The organism is Flavobacterium sp. FlaQc-57, from assembly GCF_044007395.1.
Lineage (GTDB): Bacteria > Bacteroidota > Bacteroidia > Flavobacteriales > Flavobacteriaceae > Flavobacterium.
The window spans coordinates 266939-284655 of the sequence record NZ_JBIPDA010000004.1; the positions used below are offsets into that span (position 1 = coordinate 266939).

The 17717-nt window shown below is 33.3% G+C and carries 18 protein-coding genes and 1 tRNA gene; 2 read left to right on the forward strand and 17 right to left on the reverse strand.

Features of this window, described 5'->3' with window-relative positions:
* Positions 1–11 precede the first annotated feature (11 nt).
* From ACHRVZ_RS14635 to ACHRVZ_RS14655, 5 genes are all read right to left on the reverse strand, one after another.
* Entirely contained in the window at positions 12–581 is a 570-nt protein-coding gene (locus ACHRVZ_RS14635; RefSeq protein ID WP_395423349.1) for a DUF5683 domain-containing protein, read from the reverse strand.
* Positions 581–1483 (reverse strand): ParB/RepB/Spo0J family partition protein, encoded by a 903-nt coding sequence (locus ACHRVZ_RS14640; protein ID WP_395423351.1) that lies wholly within the window; start codon positions 1481–1483, stop codon positions 581–583. The genes ACHRVZ_RS14635 and ACHRVZ_RS14640 overlap by 1 nt, the downstream gene beginning before the upstream one ends.
* A 5-nt stretch (positions 1484–1488) precedes the next feature.
* Complete coding sequence (locus ACHRVZ_RS14645; RefSeq protein ID WP_395423352.1) at positions 1489–2256, reverse strand: ParA family protein; 768 nt, start codon at positions 2254–2256, stop codon at positions 1489–1491.
* A gap of 424 nt (positions 2257–2680) precedes the next feature.
* On the reverse strand, positions 2681–3091 hold the full coding sequence (locus tag ACHRVZ_RS14650) for a septal ring lytic transglycosylase RlpA family protein (RefSeq protein ID WP_395423353.1): 411 nt from the start codon (positions 3089–3091) through the stop codon (positions 2681–2683).
* A gap of 197 nt (positions 3092–3288) precedes the next feature.
* Positions 3289–3363: transfer RNA gene (locus ACHRVZ_RS14655), tRNA-Pro, on the reverse strand.
* A gap of 162 nt (positions 3364–3525) precedes the next feature.
* Here ACHRVZ_RS14655 and trxB point away from each other — a divergent pair.
* Complete coding sequence (gene trxB, locus ACHRVZ_RS14660; protein ID WP_395423354.1) at positions 3526–4473, forward strand: thioredoxin-disulfide reductase; 948 nt, start codon at positions 3526–3528, stop codon at positions 4471–4473.
* A 153-nt stretch (positions 4474–4626) separates the two neighbouring features.
* Here trxB and ACHRVZ_RS14665 read toward each other — a convergent pair whose 3' ends face one another.
* The 5 genes from ACHRVZ_RS14665 to ACHRVZ_RS14685 form a co-directional block, all read right to left on the reverse strand.
* Positions 4627–5460, reverse strand: a complete 834-nt coding sequence (locus ACHRVZ_RS14665; RefSeq protein ID WP_395423355.1) for a GIN domain-containing protein — start codon at positions 5458–5460, stop codon at positions 4627–4629.
* Positions 5461–5546: 86 nt separating this feature from the next.
* Positions 5547–6281, reverse strand: a complete 735-nt coding sequence (locus tag ACHRVZ_RS14670) for a head GIN domain-containing protein (protein ID WP_395423356.1) — start codon at positions 6279–6281, stop codon at positions 5547–5549.
* Between the two features lie 3 nt (positions 6282–6284).
* Positions 6285–8018: a PspC domain-containing protein gene (locus tag ACHRVZ_RS14675; protein ID WP_395423357.1), complete on the reverse strand. Its 1734-nt coding sequence runs from the start codon at positions 8016–8018 to the stop codon at positions 6285–6287.
* A gap of 3 nt (positions 8019–8021) precedes the next feature.
* The gene (locus tag ACHRVZ_RS14680; protein WP_008464689.1) at positions 8022–8354 is read right to left on the reverse strand and encodes a PadR family transcriptional regulator; all 333 of its coding nucleotides are present in this window, start codon (positions 8352–8354) and stop codon (positions 8022–8024) included.
* Positions 8355–8517: 163 nt separating this feature from the next.
* Complete coding sequence (locus ACHRVZ_RS14685; protein WP_395423359.1) at positions 8518–8997, reverse strand: DUF4870 domain-containing protein; 480 nt, start codon at positions 8995–8997, stop codon at positions 8518–8520.
* A gap of 231 nt (positions 8998–9228) precedes the next feature.
* On the opposite strand from ACHRVZ_RS14685, the gene ACHRVZ_RS14690 reads away from it, so the two are divergent.
* Entirely contained in the window at positions 9229–9681 is a 453-nt protein-coding gene (locus tag ACHRVZ_RS14690) for a DUF4442 domain-containing protein (RefSeq protein ID WP_395423360.1), read from the forward strand.
* A gap of 84 nt (positions 9682–9765) precedes the next feature.
* Here the strand turns inward: ACHRVZ_RS14690 and ACHRVZ_RS14695 are convergent, their stop codons facing one another.
* The 7 genes from ACHRVZ_RS14695 to ACHRVZ_RS14725 all read right to left on the reverse strand — a co-directional run bounded on the left by ACHRVZ_RS14695 (position 9766) and on the right by ACHRVZ_RS14725 (position 17671).
* A complete protein-coding gene (locus ACHRVZ_RS14695; protein ID WP_395423361.1) occupies positions 9766–9930 on the reverse strand; it encodes a hypothetical protein in 165 nt (54 codons plus the stop codon).
* A gap of 174 nt (positions 9931–10104) precedes the next feature.
* Positions 10105–12357, reverse strand: coding sequence for a multicopper oxidase domain-containing protein (locus tag ACHRVZ_RS14700; protein WP_395423362.1), 2253 nt, complete (start codon positions 12355–12357; stop codon positions 10105–10107).
* A 9-nt stretch (positions 12358–12366) separates the two neighbouring features.
* Positions 12367–14907, reverse strand: coding sequence for a heavy metal translocating P-type ATPase (locus ACHRVZ_RS14705; protein ID WP_395423363.1), 2541 nt, complete (start codon positions 14905–14907; stop codon positions 12367–12369).
* Between the two features lie 234 nt (positions 14908–15141).
* Positions 15142–15702 carry a helix-turn-helix domain-containing protein gene (locus ACHRVZ_RS14710; RefSeq protein ID WP_395423364.1) on the reverse strand — a complete coding sequence of 187 codons (561 nt, stop codon included), beginning with the start codon at positions 15700–15702 and terminating at the stop codon, positions 15142–15144.
* A gap of 2 nt (positions 15703–15704) precedes the next feature.
* Positions 15705–16235: a DUF3347 domain-containing protein gene (locus ACHRVZ_RS14715; protein WP_395423365.1), complete on the reverse strand. Its 531-nt coding sequence runs from the start codon at positions 16233–16235 to the stop codon at positions 15705–15707.
* Positions 16236–16384: 149 nt separating this feature from the next.
* A complete protein-coding gene (locus tag ACHRVZ_RS14720) occupies positions 16385–16768 on the reverse strand; it encodes a hypothetical protein (RefSeq protein WP_395423366.1) in 384 nt (127 codons plus the stop codon).
* Positions 16769–16837: 69 nt separating this feature from the next.
* Entirely contained in the window at positions 16838–17671 is an 834-nt protein-coding gene (locus ACHRVZ_RS14725; RefSeq protein ID WP_395423368.1) for an AraC family transcriptional regulator, read from the reverse strand.
* Positions 17672–17717: the final 46 nt, after the last annotated feature.

Below are 17717 nucleotides of genomic sequence, written 5' to 3' on the forward strand. Positions count from 1 at the left end.
ACAGAAGCTATTTAAAAGTGGTAATTAAAAGTTAGTCCAACGTTCGGTTTAAAAGTTACTGTGTCAGGATAAATTTCCGGACGTAATGATAACCTTTCATTTACGTTAAATTGAATTAAAGCAGCATCAACATTGGCATCAATAATATTTAAGGCATAAAAGCCAACAACAAACAGTAGAGACAAATCTCTGTTTCTTTGGTAGAATTTTTGACCAGCAATAAGTCTGCTGTCGTCTAGAAAATCGTAATTTCCACCAGTTCCAGGGCCATAACCTTCAAGTCTTCTCTTGTATTCGTCTCGATAATCATGGTATTTTTTATTGTTGTCTATGTAAAAATATAAACTTGTACCAATTGCTCCGTATACTAACGGAATTTTCCAATACTTTTTGTTGTAGGCCTGACCTAAACCAGGTAAGATTGCCGAATAAAAGGCTGCTTTTGCTGGTGTTAGCGGGTCTATTTCTTGTAATTTGCTAGTGTCTTTAACAACCAAAACCGTGTCTTTTTTTGCTTGGGCAAAAAGAGAAACGGTTCCTATAAGAAAGAACAATAGACTTATGGGGATAATTTTATTCACTATCCGTTTATTAATTTTATAATTCTATTAAAGTCAGCTTCAGAATTAAAAGGAATTGTGATTTTTCCTTTTCCGTTGCCGGCGACTTTTACATCAACTTTCGCACCAAAATAATCATTGAAAGTGTTTTTTTGCGTTTCTTTAACCATAAATGAAGAATCCGCTTTTGCTTTTCCTTCCTCTTTTGGTTTTAGACTTTCGTGATAATTTTTTACTAAAGCTTCTGTTTCACGAACAGATAAGTTTTGGCTGACTATCTTTTGATAGATATCTGTCTGAACATCTAAATCTTCGATGTTTATGATCGCTCTACCGTGACCCATGCTGATAAAACCATCGCGAATACCAGTTTGAATGATTGGATCCAGTTTTAAAAGACGTAAATAATTGGCAATTGTAGAACGTTTTTTTCCAACACGATCGCTCATTTGCTCCTGAGTCAATTGAATTTCATCAATTAAACGCTGGTATGAAAGTGCAATCTCAATAGGATCTAAATCATGACGTTGAATGTTTTCAACCAAAGCCATAACCAACGATTCGTTGTCGTTAGCAATACGAATATAGGCAGGAACATGTGTCAAGCCTATTAAAGTTGAAGCACGTAAACGACGTTCTCCGGATATTAATTGGTATTTGTTGAAATCTAATTTTCGAACAGTAATAGGTTGAATCACACCAAGTTCTTTAATAGAAGTGGCTAATTCGCGTAACGATTCTTCATTAAAGTTACTTCTAGGCTGAAACGGATTTATTTCTATAGCACTTAGTTCAAGCTCAATAATATTTCCAACAACTTTGTCAGCGTTTTTGTCTTCTACTGATGTAATGTCGTTTTCCGGATCTTTTAATAATGCTGATAATCCTCTTCCTAAGGCTTGTTTTTTAATTGCTTTTGTCATAAAAACTATTTGCTGTTTTTCTTTATAATTTCTTGAGCTAAATTAATGTAATTAACTGCTCCTTTGCTAGTTGCGTCATAATTAATGATGCTTTCTCCAAAACTTGGAGCCTCGCTTAATTTTACATTTCGCTGAATAACAGTATCAAAAACCATATCGTTAAAGTGTTTTTGAACCTCTTCAACAACCTGATTTGATAAACGCAATCTTGAATCATACATGGTTAGTAATAATCCTTCGATATCAAGATCCGGATTGTGTATTTTTTGAATACTTTTTATCGTGTTCAATAATTTCCCTAATCCTTCAAGTGCAAAATACTCACATTGGATAGGGATAACTACAGAGTCAGCAGCTGTTAAAGCATTCAAGGTTAATAAACCTAATGAAGGTGCGCAGTCGATAATGATATAGTCATAATCATCTTTTACACTTTCTAATGCTTTTTTAAGCATGTACTCTCTATTTTCTTTATCGACCAATTCGATTTCGATGGCAACAAGGTCAATATGAGCAGGTATCACATCAACATTTGGAGCTGTACATTTTACAATGGCTTCTTTTGGTGTTATACTGTGTTCGAGAATTTGATAAGTTCCAGCTTCAACTGCTTCAACGTCAATTCCAAGACCAGATGTAGCATTGGCTTGAGGATCAGCATCGATTAATAGTACTTTCTTTTCTAAAACACCTAATGAGGCCGCAAGATTTACAGATGTAGTAGTCTTTCCAACGCCTCCTTTTTGATTAGCAATCGCAATGATTTTGCCCATTTATTTTCTGAATTTTGAACCGTAAAAATACAATTATTTATGGTTTCTGAAAATCTATTTTGTTAACATTTGCTAAACCTTGGTAAGCCTGTGTTTTGTGCGTGTTTTATAGAATTTAATCGTTGTTGTTATAAAAAGAGTAAACGAAAATTCTCTCTATTTGTTGTTACTTATATAGTAAAAACGAATAAAGCTCAAATAGATTTTGTAGAAATGAATTGAATGTTAAAATAATAAGAAAGATTTGTCTTCTACTATGATCACTTAGTATTTTGTTATTTACGGATATTTTATAGTTAAATAATTTTTTGAATTTCTTTTAAGTTTTTTTGTTGAGTTGTTTACCAAACAAAAGATGCCTCTGATGATTAGTCTGTTTTTTTTTTGATATTTCCTTTTTTAGTATCTACTAATGAAGAAGAAGTTAATTTTCTATAATTTCAATTTTCACATAAACGACTCCGCCGCTTTTGTTTGAAGTAATATCCATAAAAGCTTTTTTGGTTAGGTCAATTTCTCTTCCTTTTACAAACGGCCCTCGATCGGTAACTTCTACAATAACCGATTTGTTATTTATTTCGTTTGTGATTTTTAGTTTTGTGCCAAAAGGGAGTTTTTTATGGGCAGCAGTTAATTTGCTATTGTCGAATTTTTTACCGCTTGCCGTTTTTCTTCCATTAAACTTATCATGATAATAGGAGGCGTGAGCATTTTTCTTGTATAATTTATTATTTTCAATTTCAGGTTTTTCATCTATAACAGATGAAGTTTTTTGAGCGTAAGATGTTATTGTGATTGCAAAAATAATATATACTAGTATTTTTTTTATTTCCAAAGTTTCTAAGTTTTTCGCAAAGAGAGCCAATTGTCAGAAATTTGATGCAACAGGTAAAGTTATATTAATGGCATAAAAAGACATATTTGGCCATAAACCAAATTTAAAAATACTAGATATATAGTGTTGAATATTAGAAAAAAAAGGAAAGGGTATAAATAAAAAAAAGTCTTTTCAAGTAAATGAAAAGACTTTTGTCGGGGTGGCAGGATTCGAACCTGCGGCCTCCTGCTCCCAAAGCAGGCGCGATAACCGGGCTACGCTACACCCCGTAAGCGGATGCAAAGATAGAAATAAATTCCTTTTATAAAAGAAAAAAATGAAAATAAATAAAAATAAATAAAAGTTATTCTGAGATAGTTATTTAGGATTTGTTTTGAGTGTAATTTTTTATAATAAAGATTACATTTGCATCACTAAAAATTATACACATTATGTCAGATACAATCGAAAAAATTAAATGCCTTATTATTGGTTCTGGTCCAGCAGGTTACACTGCAGCTATTTATGCTGCCAGAGCAAATATGAATCCAGTATTATATCAAGGAATGCAGCCTGGTGGTCAGTTGACTACGACTAATGAGGTTGAAAATTTCCCAGGTTATGTTGATGGTGTTACAGGTCCTGAAATGATGATTCAATTACAAGAACAAGCAAAACGTTTTGGTTCAGATATTCGTGATGGTTGGGCTACAAAAGTTGATTTTTCAGGAGATATACACAAAGTTTGGATTAATGATACAATCGAATTGCATTGCGAAACTGTTATTATTTCTACTGGTGCATCTGCTAAATATTTAGGATTACCGTCAGAACAGCATTATTTACAAATGGGTGGCGGAGTTTCTGCTTGTGCTGTTTGTGATGGATTTTTCTACCGTAATCAAGAAGTTGTAATTGTTGGAGCAGGAGATTCAGCTTGCGAAGAGGCACATTATTTATCTAAACTTTGTAAAAAAGTTACAATGTTGGTAAGAAGTGAGAAATTCAGAGCTTCAAAAATTATGGAAGAACGCGTTCGTAAAACTGAAAATATCGAAATTTTAATGAATCACGATACTGTTGAAGTTTTAGGTGATGAAAATGTTGTTCATGCGATAAAAGCAAAAAATAAAACTACCGGAGAAGTTTTTGATATTCCGGCAACAGGATTTTTCGTTGCAATTGGTCATAAACCAAACACAGATATTTTTAAAGATTATATCACTCTTGATGAAACCGGTTACATCATTAATGTTCCCGGAACATCTAAAACAAATGTTGATGGTGTTTTTGTAGCTGGTGATGCTGCTGATCATGTATACCGTCAAGCGATTACTGCTGCTGGTACAGGATGTATGGCTGCACTTGATGCAGAAAGATATTTGGCTGCAAAAGAATAAATTCAGTCGCAGTATTCAGTTTCTGTTTCCCGTTTTTATTGGAATGTGAAATCGACTATAAACAAAAATTCCCAATCGTAAAGATTGGGACTTTTTGTTTGCTTTAATTTTCAGTTTCAATCTGAGAACTGAAACTGAATACTGCGACTAATTTTACTTTATCTTCTTAATCAATTTTGCTTCTTCAGAAAAACGGGTAAGTGTAATCGCCGGGCTTCCAAATAGAGAAAGTTCTGCATTGTTTCCAATTGCTATTGCAATTGTAGTTTCGGCTAAAATAGTTCCTTTAGAATAATTTTCAGCAGTTACATTTGCATCTTTCAAAGTGAATTTTGTTCCTGTAAATATTGAATTATTGTCTAAACGAATAGTTGCTTTCTCGGCAATTCCTTCAATATTTGCGATTGACTTTTGATATAAATCACATTTGAATTTTATTGCAGATACTAATGTTTTTATTGAGGATGTTTTGCTCAATTGTAAACTTGCATCTTCAGATTTCAAGTTCAGCTCGATTTTTGATTTATCATCGGCTATTAAACTGAATTTTTTTGCGTTTACATTCAAAAACAATTTCGAATAATCAAAAGTATTAAAAGTAATATCGTCTAATTGAAGTTCCTGAATCGCATAAATTACAGATTCATTTTTAGCAATTACTTTTTTTAATGAACTTGTATAGGTAATACGAACAACCAATTTTTTGAATATGGTACTTTCTTTTGAAGTATATAAACGAAGTACTTTTTCTCTTAAATCCATGCCAACGATATCATGTAAATTGTCGTCGGCTTCAATTTTAATTTCGTTTTTTTCTCCACGCTCCAGGTAGACTTCCAAATTATCATCGGCTTCAATACCATCAAATTCCCCAACTTCTTTTACTGACGTGGTTACGATTTTAGATCCTTTTATTTTTTCTCTTTTTTGAGCAAAAGTTAACGTCGTAACCAATAATAATAGGAGTAAGGCTGTATTTTTTTTCATTAATTCTAGATTTGATTTGAGCAAATATAAAAAAATCATCCACTTTCGGTGAATGATTTTTTATATATTTAACAGATAAAGAGGGTTTATCCTTGGCTGATAGTTCCTCCTGAACTTGCAGTTTTTTCAATTGTTTTAGGCGTAGAGTCGTAATTGATGCTTCCTCCGCTGCTAGCTTCTGCTTTTAAACTTACTATTGGATGCAGATGGATACTTGCGCCACTCGAAGCTTCTGCTTGTACTTCGTTTACTTGCAATTGGCGAGCATTTATACTGGAACCGCTTGATGCTGAGACTCTGGTTTTTAATGCTTTTCCTTTGATACTTATTGTACTTCCACTTCCTGAATCAATAGTTATATCATCATATTCGACATTAAGATCCATCGACGCAGCGCTTGAAGTTTCAAGATTAATATCGTCGCCAGAAATAACACCCGTGTTCATGACGGTAGAAGCGCTTGAAGCTTCTAGCTTATCTATCTTAGGCATTTTTACAGTTACTTTTTTCTTTGTAATATCTCTAAAAGAGCTGTATTTACATTTAATGATCAAAGTTCCGTTTTCGACTTTTGTAATAATTTCATTTTGCAAATTGTCGTCAGCTTCGACTGTAATTTCTGTTGAATCTGATTGTTCGATTACTAAATCGATCGCATTGCTTACAGAGATATTTTTAAATTCTCCCTGCACAATTCTTTTTTCAGTAGTAACATTTCCACTTCCTTCAATAGTATTTACATTGAAGTTGCATGAGGCAAACAATAGAGCAGTGATTCCTGCAACTATAAATTTTGTAATATGAATGATTATTTTTATCATGGCTTAGTTAATTTTGATTATGACTCCGTTTTTGTCAGTGGTTAATCTTCCTTTGGTTTTTTTTCCGTTTAAAACTTCTTTTCCATTTATTTTAATCGAAACTTCTTTTACAGTGTCATTGTCAATTGTGTCGTTTTCTTCACTGTCGTAATCTACATCTCCATATTCATTTTCTTCTGTTGGGCAATTCAAACATTTGATTTTTGAACCTTCTACTTTATAGTTGTAGTTACCGCTAAAGTGTAAGTTGAAAAAATCATCTTCAGAGTCGTCATAATCTTGTACAGATGAATCTGGTTTGAATAATTGTCCTTCAGGTAAGTACAAATATACATCAACTTCCTGACCTCTAAATTTGTTCTTTACATCTGTAAGGAAGTAATTGTCCAGTACTAAATGATTTCCGTTAAGCTGAATTTTATAATCGATTTTTTCAGCTCTTTTTTTGGCATTAGTAAATGAATTACCTCTGGCACTTTTTTCGATTTGTATATAAGCATTCGATTCATCAGTATGTAAAACATGTAAACGAACATCTGTAGAATAAATCAATTGGTTGTTAGCAGAATCTTGTACAAATTCAAAATCTCTGTGTTGATTTAAGCTTTTTGCGTAGTAATCATTGTATCTGAATTTTACATAAAGTGTATCATTTTTGCTAATTCCAATTTCTTTTTTCTCAACCGTTTTATTATCGTATGAAAATTCAGTTGCTTGTTTGATTCCGATGCTGATAGCAATAGTAACTGTAATAATCCAAATAGCTAACAAAGTATATTTCGCAATATTTCCGATAGATTTTAAGTTAGGAGACAATAATTTGAAACCTAAAAGTGTCAAAAAGAAAAACGGAATTCCAACAGCAAAGAACATTAATAATCCAAATGACCAAATTGGGTAATCTGTAAAGTTTCCTGCTTCAACGAAGTTTTGCCAAGGAAAATCAATAAAAAGATTTGTTCCTAAAGTAAAAACTCCAATCAATAACATGATCAAAACACTAATTCCGGACATGATCAAAATAACTCCTAAAAACTTAGCGAAGATTTTAAAAATCGTCATTATAAAGTCTCCAAATGAACTACTTATTCTCTCAGCTCCCGACTTTACCTGGTTTCCAACTTTGTCATAATCTGCATTTTTAAATTTATCAGATAATGTTTCAATTTCTTCACGAACCTTTTTTTCAATGTTCGAAATTGTAACCGGTTCTCCTGTCATTTCCAACTTTTCTGAAGTTGTAACAGCTTCCGGAGTTACAATCCAAAGAACGAAATAAGCTAGAATTCCAGTTCCAAAACCTGCAAAAACAAATATTAAGAATATGATTTTTATCCAAACAGCGTCAATTCCAAAATAATGTCCTAAACCAGTTGCAACACCACCAATCATACCTTTTTCTTTATCACGGTATAATTTTTTATGTTTTCTTGCACCGTATTGATTGAAAGCTTGATTTGATTTTTCTTCGTCCTCAATGATGTAGTCTTCTGGCTGCCCCATAACGGTAATCACTTCATCAACGTCTTTTAAGCCTACAACATGTTTCTCGCTTTTTTGTTTTTCTGTTAATAATTCAGAAACACGCATTTCGATATCTTTAATAATTTCATCCTGACCAGATGAGTTGTTTAGCGATCGTTTAATTGCGTCAAAATAGCGTGTCAATTTTAAATATGCGTCTTCATCGATGTGAAAAAACATACCGCCTAAGTTAATATTTACTGTTTTGTTCATGACTTATTGATTTTGATTGGTGATTAGATTTACGGCGTCAGACAATTCTGTCCAGGTTCCGCTAAGTTCGTTTAAAAATGTTTGTCCTATTTCGGTTAATCCATAATATTTTCGTGGTGGCCCAGAGGTCGATTCTTCCCAACGATAATTTAGCAAACCGTCGTTTTTCAACCTAGTTAAAAGTGGGTAAACTGTTCCCTCAACAACTAGTAATTTTGCGTTTTTTAAAGTGTCTAATATTTCAGATGTATATGCGTCTTTTTCTTTTAGTACTGATAAGATGCAAAACTCAAGAACACCTTTGCGCATCTGTGCTTTTGTGTTTTCAATATTCATAATTTCATTTTGTTTTTTTTAGATTGAACAATTCGTTTTTTGATTGATGGTGATTGATTGATGATTGAATTCGAAACTATTCTTATTGATTGATTGTAACGTTTCGACTATAACTTTTAACTTTTGTGTCACACTGAGCGATCCCGAGGCTTCGGGAGAAGTGTTACTTTATAAAAGGAATCGTTAGCGGATATTTATATAATTCTCCGTTTGAAGCTTTTATTGAAGCATAAATCACTAAAAAGAATTCAACAAATTTTAGAACTCCAAATAATAAAACTGCCGTCGCACCAATACTTAATAACATGATGTTTCCTTGAAAATCAAAGTTTCTAATAACGAAATCTTCGTCGTTAAAAACAGCTTCCATTGGAAGGTTTTGAAGAAAAACAGTTATGAAAATTGGAATTGCAATTAATGCTAAAACCAAAGTATAAAGCAATAAACTTAACTGGAAGTTTAAGGTCTGTTTTCCGTGGTGATTTACAAATTCTGATTTGTCTTTGTAACTCGTCCAGATTAATATTGGGAAAATATAATTTCCAAATGGAATAATATATTGACTCAAAGTACTTAAATGTGTGAACGTTGCAGTGTTTCTTTCTGATGTCGTTTCCATGATGAGTGGTGTTGTTGTTTCCATGATTAAAAGTATATAGTATTTTCTTATGCAAATATATGTCTAAAAGACAGTATCTTGTTTTGCATAGTACCAAATATTAACAAAATATTAACAAAGTTAAAATTTTAAAATGCTGTATAATTGATTGGAAATCATTGTCAAGTATTGATTTTGTTGATGATTTAGGAAAGTAAATGGAATTTATTGTGCGTGCATAGTTTTTTTGTATTTTTACATAAAAAAATAAATACCATGGCAATATCAGTTTCAAAACTCAACAAATTTGTGTTATTCAAATTACCATCGGCATATATTTGTGGTGTGCGTGTAAAGGCAATCGACAAAGATAGATGCGTGGTAAGTGTAAAACACAGATGGATAAATCAAAATCCTTTTAACTCGATGTACTTTGCAGTTCAGGCAATGGCAGCAGAATTAACAACAGGAGCATTGGTTATTTCGCAAATTCAAGAAAGCGGTAAAAAGATCTCGATGCTTGTAGCTAATAATAAGGGAAACTTTACCAAAAAAGCGACTGGCAGAATTACATTTGTTTGCAACGACGGACATTTAATTGCAGATGCGATCAAAAGAACCATTGCAACAGGCGAGGGGCAAACTTTCTGGATGAAATCTATTGGAACAAATGAAGAAGGAATTCAGGTTTCTGAAATGGATTTTGAATGGAGTGTAAGATTGAAATAATTTTTTTACCACGGCTATTCAGAATTTTAAACATAAAAAAAGACCTCAATTACTTGAGGTCTTTTTTGTTGAAATATTTTCGAGTTACTTTTTAACGCAACATGTTTTTTTATCTTTCTTTTCGGTTTTGGCTTTTTTAGTACAGCACGATTCTTTTTTATCTTTTTCTTTTTTAGTAGGTTTAGTTTCTTGAGCACTAACACCAATTGAAAACACAGCAATAGTCAGAACAGTAATTACTTTTGTCATTTTAGATAATTTAAATTGTTTTTTAGTTGAAATGGTACGTTTAATGGCTCAAATGTAATAACATTTTTAAGAGTTGATTCTTACAATTTTGTTAATGTTTTTGTAATATTTTTCAGGGCGTAATTTTTTTTAATGACAGATTAAAAAGATAAGTATTACATGGTAGTTCAATACTTAATAATTCAGATTAACCCCAAAACCAACTCCCATATCACTATCATAATGTGTAGTGATTCCAAAGTTTCTCGCGACTATATATTTTAAGCCAGCCATGTATTCCTTGTCTGTATTCCACATTAAGTTCATGCGCAAACGACTTGAAAGCGGAATATCTTTTCGCTCAAATTGTACTCTCACATTTCCATCAGTATATACTTCAACTTGTGCTTTTACTAACATTGGCAAAGTATATTCCATACCGGCACTAAAAACCGAACGATTGTCTTTTGTATTCGTCTGACCAAACATATTTTGTTCTTGTTCATCCATTCCCATTTTTCGGTAACGCCAATCGAAACCTATAAAAGGCATAAACCATTGCATTTTACCAATGTAACGACCAATATGTGTTTCGGTTTCATAACCGTGTTTGTCATTATATCCTAATCTCCACTCGGTCCCAATGCTCCAACGAGTATTTCCCAGCATAGCTTCTCCGTCGTTTCCGTTTGAAGCAAAATCATTTTCGGCCATAAAGTGGAACATTCTATCGTCCATTTTTAGCATTTTGTCTGCCATTTTAGGATCATGAATTAACGGATTCGGTGCTGAATTTTCATAAGTAAAAATACGTCCCATTCCCGCCATCATGTGATAAAGAATGTGACAATGAAAAAACCAATCTCCATCAGCATTTGCCTGAAACTCGATTGTGTCTGTTTCCATTGGCATAATATCAATCACATTTTTCAGAGGCGAATATTCTCCATGATCGTTAAGAATTCTGAAATCATGTCCGTGTAAATGCATCGGGTGGCGCATCATCGATCCGTTGTACAATACAATTCGAACATTTTCGCCTTTTTTAATTAAGATCTTATCCGTTTCAGAAATCACTTTGTTGTCTAAACTCCAAACATATCGATTCATATTTCCGGATAATTCGAAACGTAATTCTTTTACAGGAGCGTCTTTTGGCAATGTTGTTATTGTTGGAGATTTTAGCATTCCGTAATTCAGAGTTGTAATTTCTGCAACTTCAGAAGTATCAGTTGGCATTTTCATATCGTCCATTTTCATGCCTTCCATGCTATGCATAGAATGATCTTCAGTTTTTACAGATTCATCTTCACCCGAAATTTCAGGATACATTACGGCATTCATATCCATTTTGTTAAGAGACATACTCATTCCCATATCATTCATTTCGCCGTTCATCTTCATCATGTCATTCATCATTTTCATACCTTCAAAATACTTTAATTTTGGAAGATGTGAAACGGGTTGTTTAGTTCCTTCACCTAAAAACAAAGAAGCTGATCCTGTTCTGTCTTCGGCTGTAGCCAAAAAAGTAAAGGATTTTTTGTCTTCAGGAATCGTAACCACAACGTCATACGTTTCAGAAACAGCAATAATTAATCGGTCGACTTCTACAGGTTCAACATCGTTTCCGTCGCTAGCAACAACCGTTATTTTTCCGCCTCCATAAGTCAGCCAGAAATAACTTGAAGCACCTCCGTTTGCAATTCGTAATCGAACTTTATCGCCCGCTTTAAATTGCGAAAGCTGATCTTCATTTTTTCCGTTAATTAAAAACTTCTCATAATAAACATCACTCACATCCATGGCATTCATACGTTTCCATTCGTTGGTGACTTTTGTCGAAAACTGACCTTTTTGAATCGCTTCTGCATAACTTTGAGTAGTTCCCTTTTTTATGGCAAACCAATCGTTGGCATTGTGTAACATTCGCTGAACATTCTCCGGTTTCAAATCAGTCCATTCACTTAAAATGACTGGAACTGTTGGCAAATCATCAATTCCTTTTCTAAAAGTAGTATCATCTTTCTTTTTATTGATAATGAAAAGTCCGTATAAACCAATTTGTTCCTGTAAACCCGAATGGCTGTGATACCAATAGGTTCCATTCTGAATAATTGGAAATGTATATTTATGAGTCGTTCCTGGTTTTATTGGCATTTGCGTTAAATAAGGAACACCATCTTCTTTATTCGGAAGAAACAATCCATGCCAATGCAAGGCGGTATCTTCGTTTTTTAAATCGTTGTGTACATAAATCTCTGCAATATCACCTTCGGTAAAAGTCAATGTCGGCATCGGAATTTGTCCGTTAACCGTAAGGGCGCGTTTTTCTTTTCCGGAAAAATTCACAATCGTGTCCCGAACATGTAAATCGTAACGAACTACTTTTTGAGCCTTTGCAGTAAAGGCGATCAAAAAGACAAGTATAATTGTATATAGTTTCATCTTGATTTTTTAAAGGTTTAAATTGCGTAATCGCAAAGCATTTACAATTACAGAAACCGAACTCAAGCTCATTGCCAAAGCGGCCAACATTGGTGAAAGCAAAATCCCGAATACAGGATATAAAATTCCGGCTGCAATTGGTACGCCCAAAACATTGTATATAAAAGCAAAAAACAGATTTTGTTTGATGTTTTTCATCACCGAATGACTTAGTTTTTTAGCTTTTACAATTCCGTTTAGGTCGCCTTTTACCAAAGTTATTTTAGCACTTTCTATAGCAACATCAGTTCCGGTTCCCATTGCGATTCCAATATTCGCTTGCGCTAAAGCGGGAGCATCGTTGATTCCGTCGCCGGCCATAGCAACAATTTTTCCTTCGGCTTGTAAACGCTGAATTTCTTTCAGTTTATCTTCGGGCAAACAATCTGCTTTAAAAGAACTTAAATGCAAGCGATCGGCAACAGCTTTTGCGGTATTGCCATTGTCACCTGTCATCATAATTACTTCAACACCTTGATCGATTAAGTCTTTAATCGCTTTAGCGCTGGTTGCTTTTATAGCATCTGTAATTGTTACATATCCCAGTACGATATTGTCAATCGCGATATAAGAAACTGTTTTTCCTAGATTTTGTTCAGCTACAATTTTGTTTTCAATGTCTTCTGAAATCGAAGCTCTAACTTCAATCATCAATTTTTTATTTCCTAAAGCTACTTTTGAACCATTAATTGTTCCAATAACACCTTTTCCGGCAACAGCTTCAAAGTCTGGAACTTCAACTAAAGTTTGATTTTTAGCTTTAGCAAAATTAACTACGGCTTGCGCTAAAGGATGTTCGCTATTTTTGTTTAGTGAAGCGATATTTTGCAATAAAACATCTTCATTATTATTTACGGCATATATTTTTTCTACCGATGGTTTTCCTTCAGTAATAGTTCCGGTTTTATCTGTAATTAAAACGTCTATTTTGTTCATGTTTTCTAATGCTTCAGCATTTTTTATTAAGATGCCAAATTGCGCGCCTTTACCCACGCCAACCATTACAGACATTGGAGTTGCTAATCCTAATGCACAAGGACAAGCAATAATTAATACTGCAATGGCATTAATTAATCCGTAGATATAAGCGGGTTCCGGACCAAATTTTGCCCAAACGAAAAAGGTAATAATAGAAATAGCGACAACTGTGGGAACAAAATATTTTGCCACTCGATCTGCTAATTTCTGAATTGGAGCCCTCGAACGGCTTGCATCATTTACCATTTGTATAATTTGCGAAAGCAAGGTTTCTGATCCTACTTTTTCAGCAATCATTACAAATGATTTGGTTCCGTTTATAGTTCCTGCAATTACGTTGTCGCCAACTTTTTTATCAACCGGAATTGGCTCTCCGGTAATCATAGCTTCGTCGATACTACTTTCCCCAGTTGTTATTTTTCCGTCAACCGGAATTTTTTCTCCGGGTTTTACACGAAGTAAATCTCCTTTTTTAATGTTGTGAATCGAAATTACTTTGTCATTTCCGTTTTCTACCAAAGTCGCTTCGGTTGGGGCCAATTTCAATAATGCTTTTATGGCTCCGTTTGTTTGTCCGTGTGCTCTGGCTTCTAATAATTGTCCTAACAAAACCAAAGTTATAATTACGGTTGCAGCTTCAAAATAAAGATGAATGGTTCCGTGATGTGATTTAAATTCTGATGGGAAAATATCCGGAAAAAACATTCCGGCAATACTGAATAGAAAAGCAACACCAGTTCCGATCCCAATAAGAGTGAACATGTTTAGATTCCAGGTAATAATTGATTTATAGGCACGGACAAAAAACATCCAACCTGCATAAAATAATACCGGAATCGAAAATAGAAATTGAACCCAATTCCAACTTTCGATAGACATAATTTTAAAAAGAGGATTATTCGGAATCATTTCTGACATCGAAATAATGAAAATCGGAAGCGTAAATAAAATCGCAACTTTCATTTTCTTTAGTAAGTCAGAGTACGTTTTGTTTTCTTCAGATTCAGAAGCTTGCATCGGAACCAAATCCATTCCACAAATCGGACAATCTCCAGGTTCGTCTGAAACAATTTCAGGATGCATTGGGCAAGTAAATTGCGTGTTGGTGACTGCAATTTGCGGAACTAAATCCATTCCGCAAACTGGACAATCTCCTGGTTTATCATAGGTTTTATCACCTTCACAATGCATCGGGCAATAATAAACGCCGGTTGTATTGTGATTATGAGCTACAACTGTTTTTTTTTTATGATCATGACCTGCGTGACTCTCTTTATTCTGACTTGAACAACAAGATTTAACTGCTGTGTCTGAGGTTTTTTGTGGAGAAGTCATTTCAATAGTATACTTTCCGGCTTCAGTTAAAGCCTCTTGAAATTTTTCTGTCGGAACATGTTTTTCCATTGTTATAGTAGCCAATGGAGGATTTAATGTTACTTCGGCTTGAATTCCTTCCACCGAGTTTAAAGTTTTTTCAACTTTTTTGCGGCAGCCGTCGCACGACATTCCTGAAATTACATATTGATGTGTCATTGTTTTTATTTTTTAAAGTATTACAATGCAAATTTCCGAAGTAACGATTATATCGGTTTGTATAATTTTGAGAATGATTTGCAAGATTTACAAAAAGAATGTTTAACCGCAAAGAGCGCAAAGGTTTTTTGATATGCGAGTTTTTATAAAAACGCAAAGTTCGCAAAGCTTTGTCTTAAAAAACTTTTTGCGTTCTTTGCGTAAAACTTTGCGTTCCTTGCGGTTTAAAAAAAATTACAAATTCTCAATCTGTATGCGTTTTTTATCCTTCAATTGTTTGAAATAAGTAGGAGTAAAGCCTGTGATTTTCTTGAACTGATTGCTTAAATGTGCCACATTGCTGTAGTTTAGCATATCAGCAATTTCGCTTAGCGAAAGTTCATTATAGATCAATAATTCTTTTACCTTTTCTATTTTTTGACTGATGAAATATTTTTCGATAGTAGTATTTTCAACTTCTGAAAATAGATTACTTAGTGTGCTATAATCCTGATTGAGGTTCTCTACTAAATAATCGGATAGATTAACTTTGAGATCGTTGTTTTTATGATGGACTAAATCGACAATGAGGTTTTTTATTTTCTCGATGGTTTTGCTTTTTTTGTCATCAATAAAATCGAAGCCTAAAGCTTGAAGGTTTTTAAGTAAAACTTCTTTTTGATTTTCAGTAATTGGGTCTTGCAGTTCGACTTCGCCTAATTCGACAGAAATAGTCTGAAGTCCGAGTTTTTCAAACTCAGACTTCACAACCATTTTACAGCGACCACACACCATGTTTTTGATGTAAAGAGTCATATTTATTTGATGGTTTCTACCACATTTCCACAAGTTAACATCGATGAACCATAATACGGATTCTTAACCGCTTTTTCTTTGCTTAACCAATCAGCATCTGCCATTGGACAATATTGTTTGTACACAACTTGCGCTGATTTTGAAACTTTAATTAACTCGTAGGTACTTTTTGAAAGTGATTTGAAAGTTTCGCGTTGTTTTTTTAAATCTGTTGTTGTCGAAATACTTTTGGCATCTGCAGTCAATTTTTTCATGACTTTCATCCAGGCAGTATGTTCGTCGCTTTTCAATTTGTCCATTTTTACGGCACTAATTGCAGTTAGTAAATCTTTGGCTTTTGCCGAAGTTAATTTTGCATCACTTTTAATTAAAGCGTCTTTTACGATAAAATAGGCATCATAAACAGATTGTAATTGATTAGAATCTGCATCTTCAATTGTAGTAGTTTCTGTTTTGATTGTATTTGCCTGAACGAAATTGGCAGAGAACAATAAGGTAATTGCTACTGCTATAGTTGAAATTGATTTTTTCATTTTATAAGATTTTTAATAGAGCGTTTAATTTTACTCTAAGTTATATAATTTATTTGTAAAAGTATTGTCTCTCAAATTCAGAGAGATAGAAGTTTTTTTAGCTTGTAGTTTTTCGTAACAAAACCCAATTATGGCTATCAGAAATGTGATTAATTTATCTTTGGCAGTAACCAAATAGAAGTAAAACCGGCTGAAATACTAGCGGTTTTATGAAGTGAAATTTGCTTTTCAGCAGAGAAATTGAATAAATTATTATCAAAGTCAAATTCATTTATCGCAATCAAACTGTATAATAGGCTAGAAGTGGTGCAACCAGAATGATCACATTTTCCATTGCAGCCGTGTTGATCTTTATTTGTACTGTGGTCCTTTTTGCAGCAATCTTTTTGACAGGCGTCTTTTATTTCTTTCGAAGTTGTTTTGCTTTCGCAGGATTTTTTTTCAGCTGATTTTCCACAAGCATAACTCGTTCCTGACATCAAAAAGATGCCAAACGTTAAAAAGAGTAATACTATGTGAATCTTTTTTGTCAATTAAAGTGCTTTACAAATACAAATTTAACCATTTTTTTAAGAGCGACTATCTATTTTAGATTTCAAATTTTACGTTTTTTTGAAATCAGTTGGTTTCATGTTTTTTCTCTTTTTGAAGTAATTAGACAAGTGGCTTTCATCTGTAAAACCAAATTCATAAGCAATTTGTTTAATTGGTAATTGGTTGTTATGTATTCGTTTTTCGATCAAAGTAGTTCTTAAATTATGAATATAATCACGATAACTAATTGCAAAGGTTCTTTTAAAATAAGCGCTAAAGTAAGTTTCGGCGATATTAAAATGATTGGCAATGACTTTTATCTGAACTAATTTAGGATTGTAAATATTCTGATGGATGTAAGAAGCAATTTGCTCGTAATCGATATGAGTCGATTTCATTTGTAAATTCATACCACGAATAGTTTCTTTAATCAAACCAAAAATAGAAAGGATTTGATAAAATACGATTGGTGAGGTCGAAACATCAATTTTACAATTGTAGGCCGAAATATTCTCGATTGTATTTTTTAAAATCGTCTTGCACGGATCGTCTAATTTTAGCACAGTTTCTTTAAGTAATTTATCACGCATAAAATCTTCAGGCGTGTTGAGGTGCATATCATCACAAAAAAGATTTCTATTAGAATTGAAATAATTGTCAGTAAACTTAATATAGAAAAATCGGGTGCTTTTTTTAATATCAAAATAATGTTCGTCTTCTGGTGAAATTACAAATAAATCTCCCGATTTGTATGGTAATAAGTTATTGTTGAGGTGGTGAACTCCGTTTCCTTTTTTGATGTAAATAATTTCATAATAGGTATGCGTGTGTGGCGGAAGGTGAAATTTCTCATCCTCAAATTCATCAATAACCAGAGTTTTGAATTGATTTAATTTAGGCATAACGTAAATTTACAAGTTTATATCACAAATGTACAACTTATTTTAA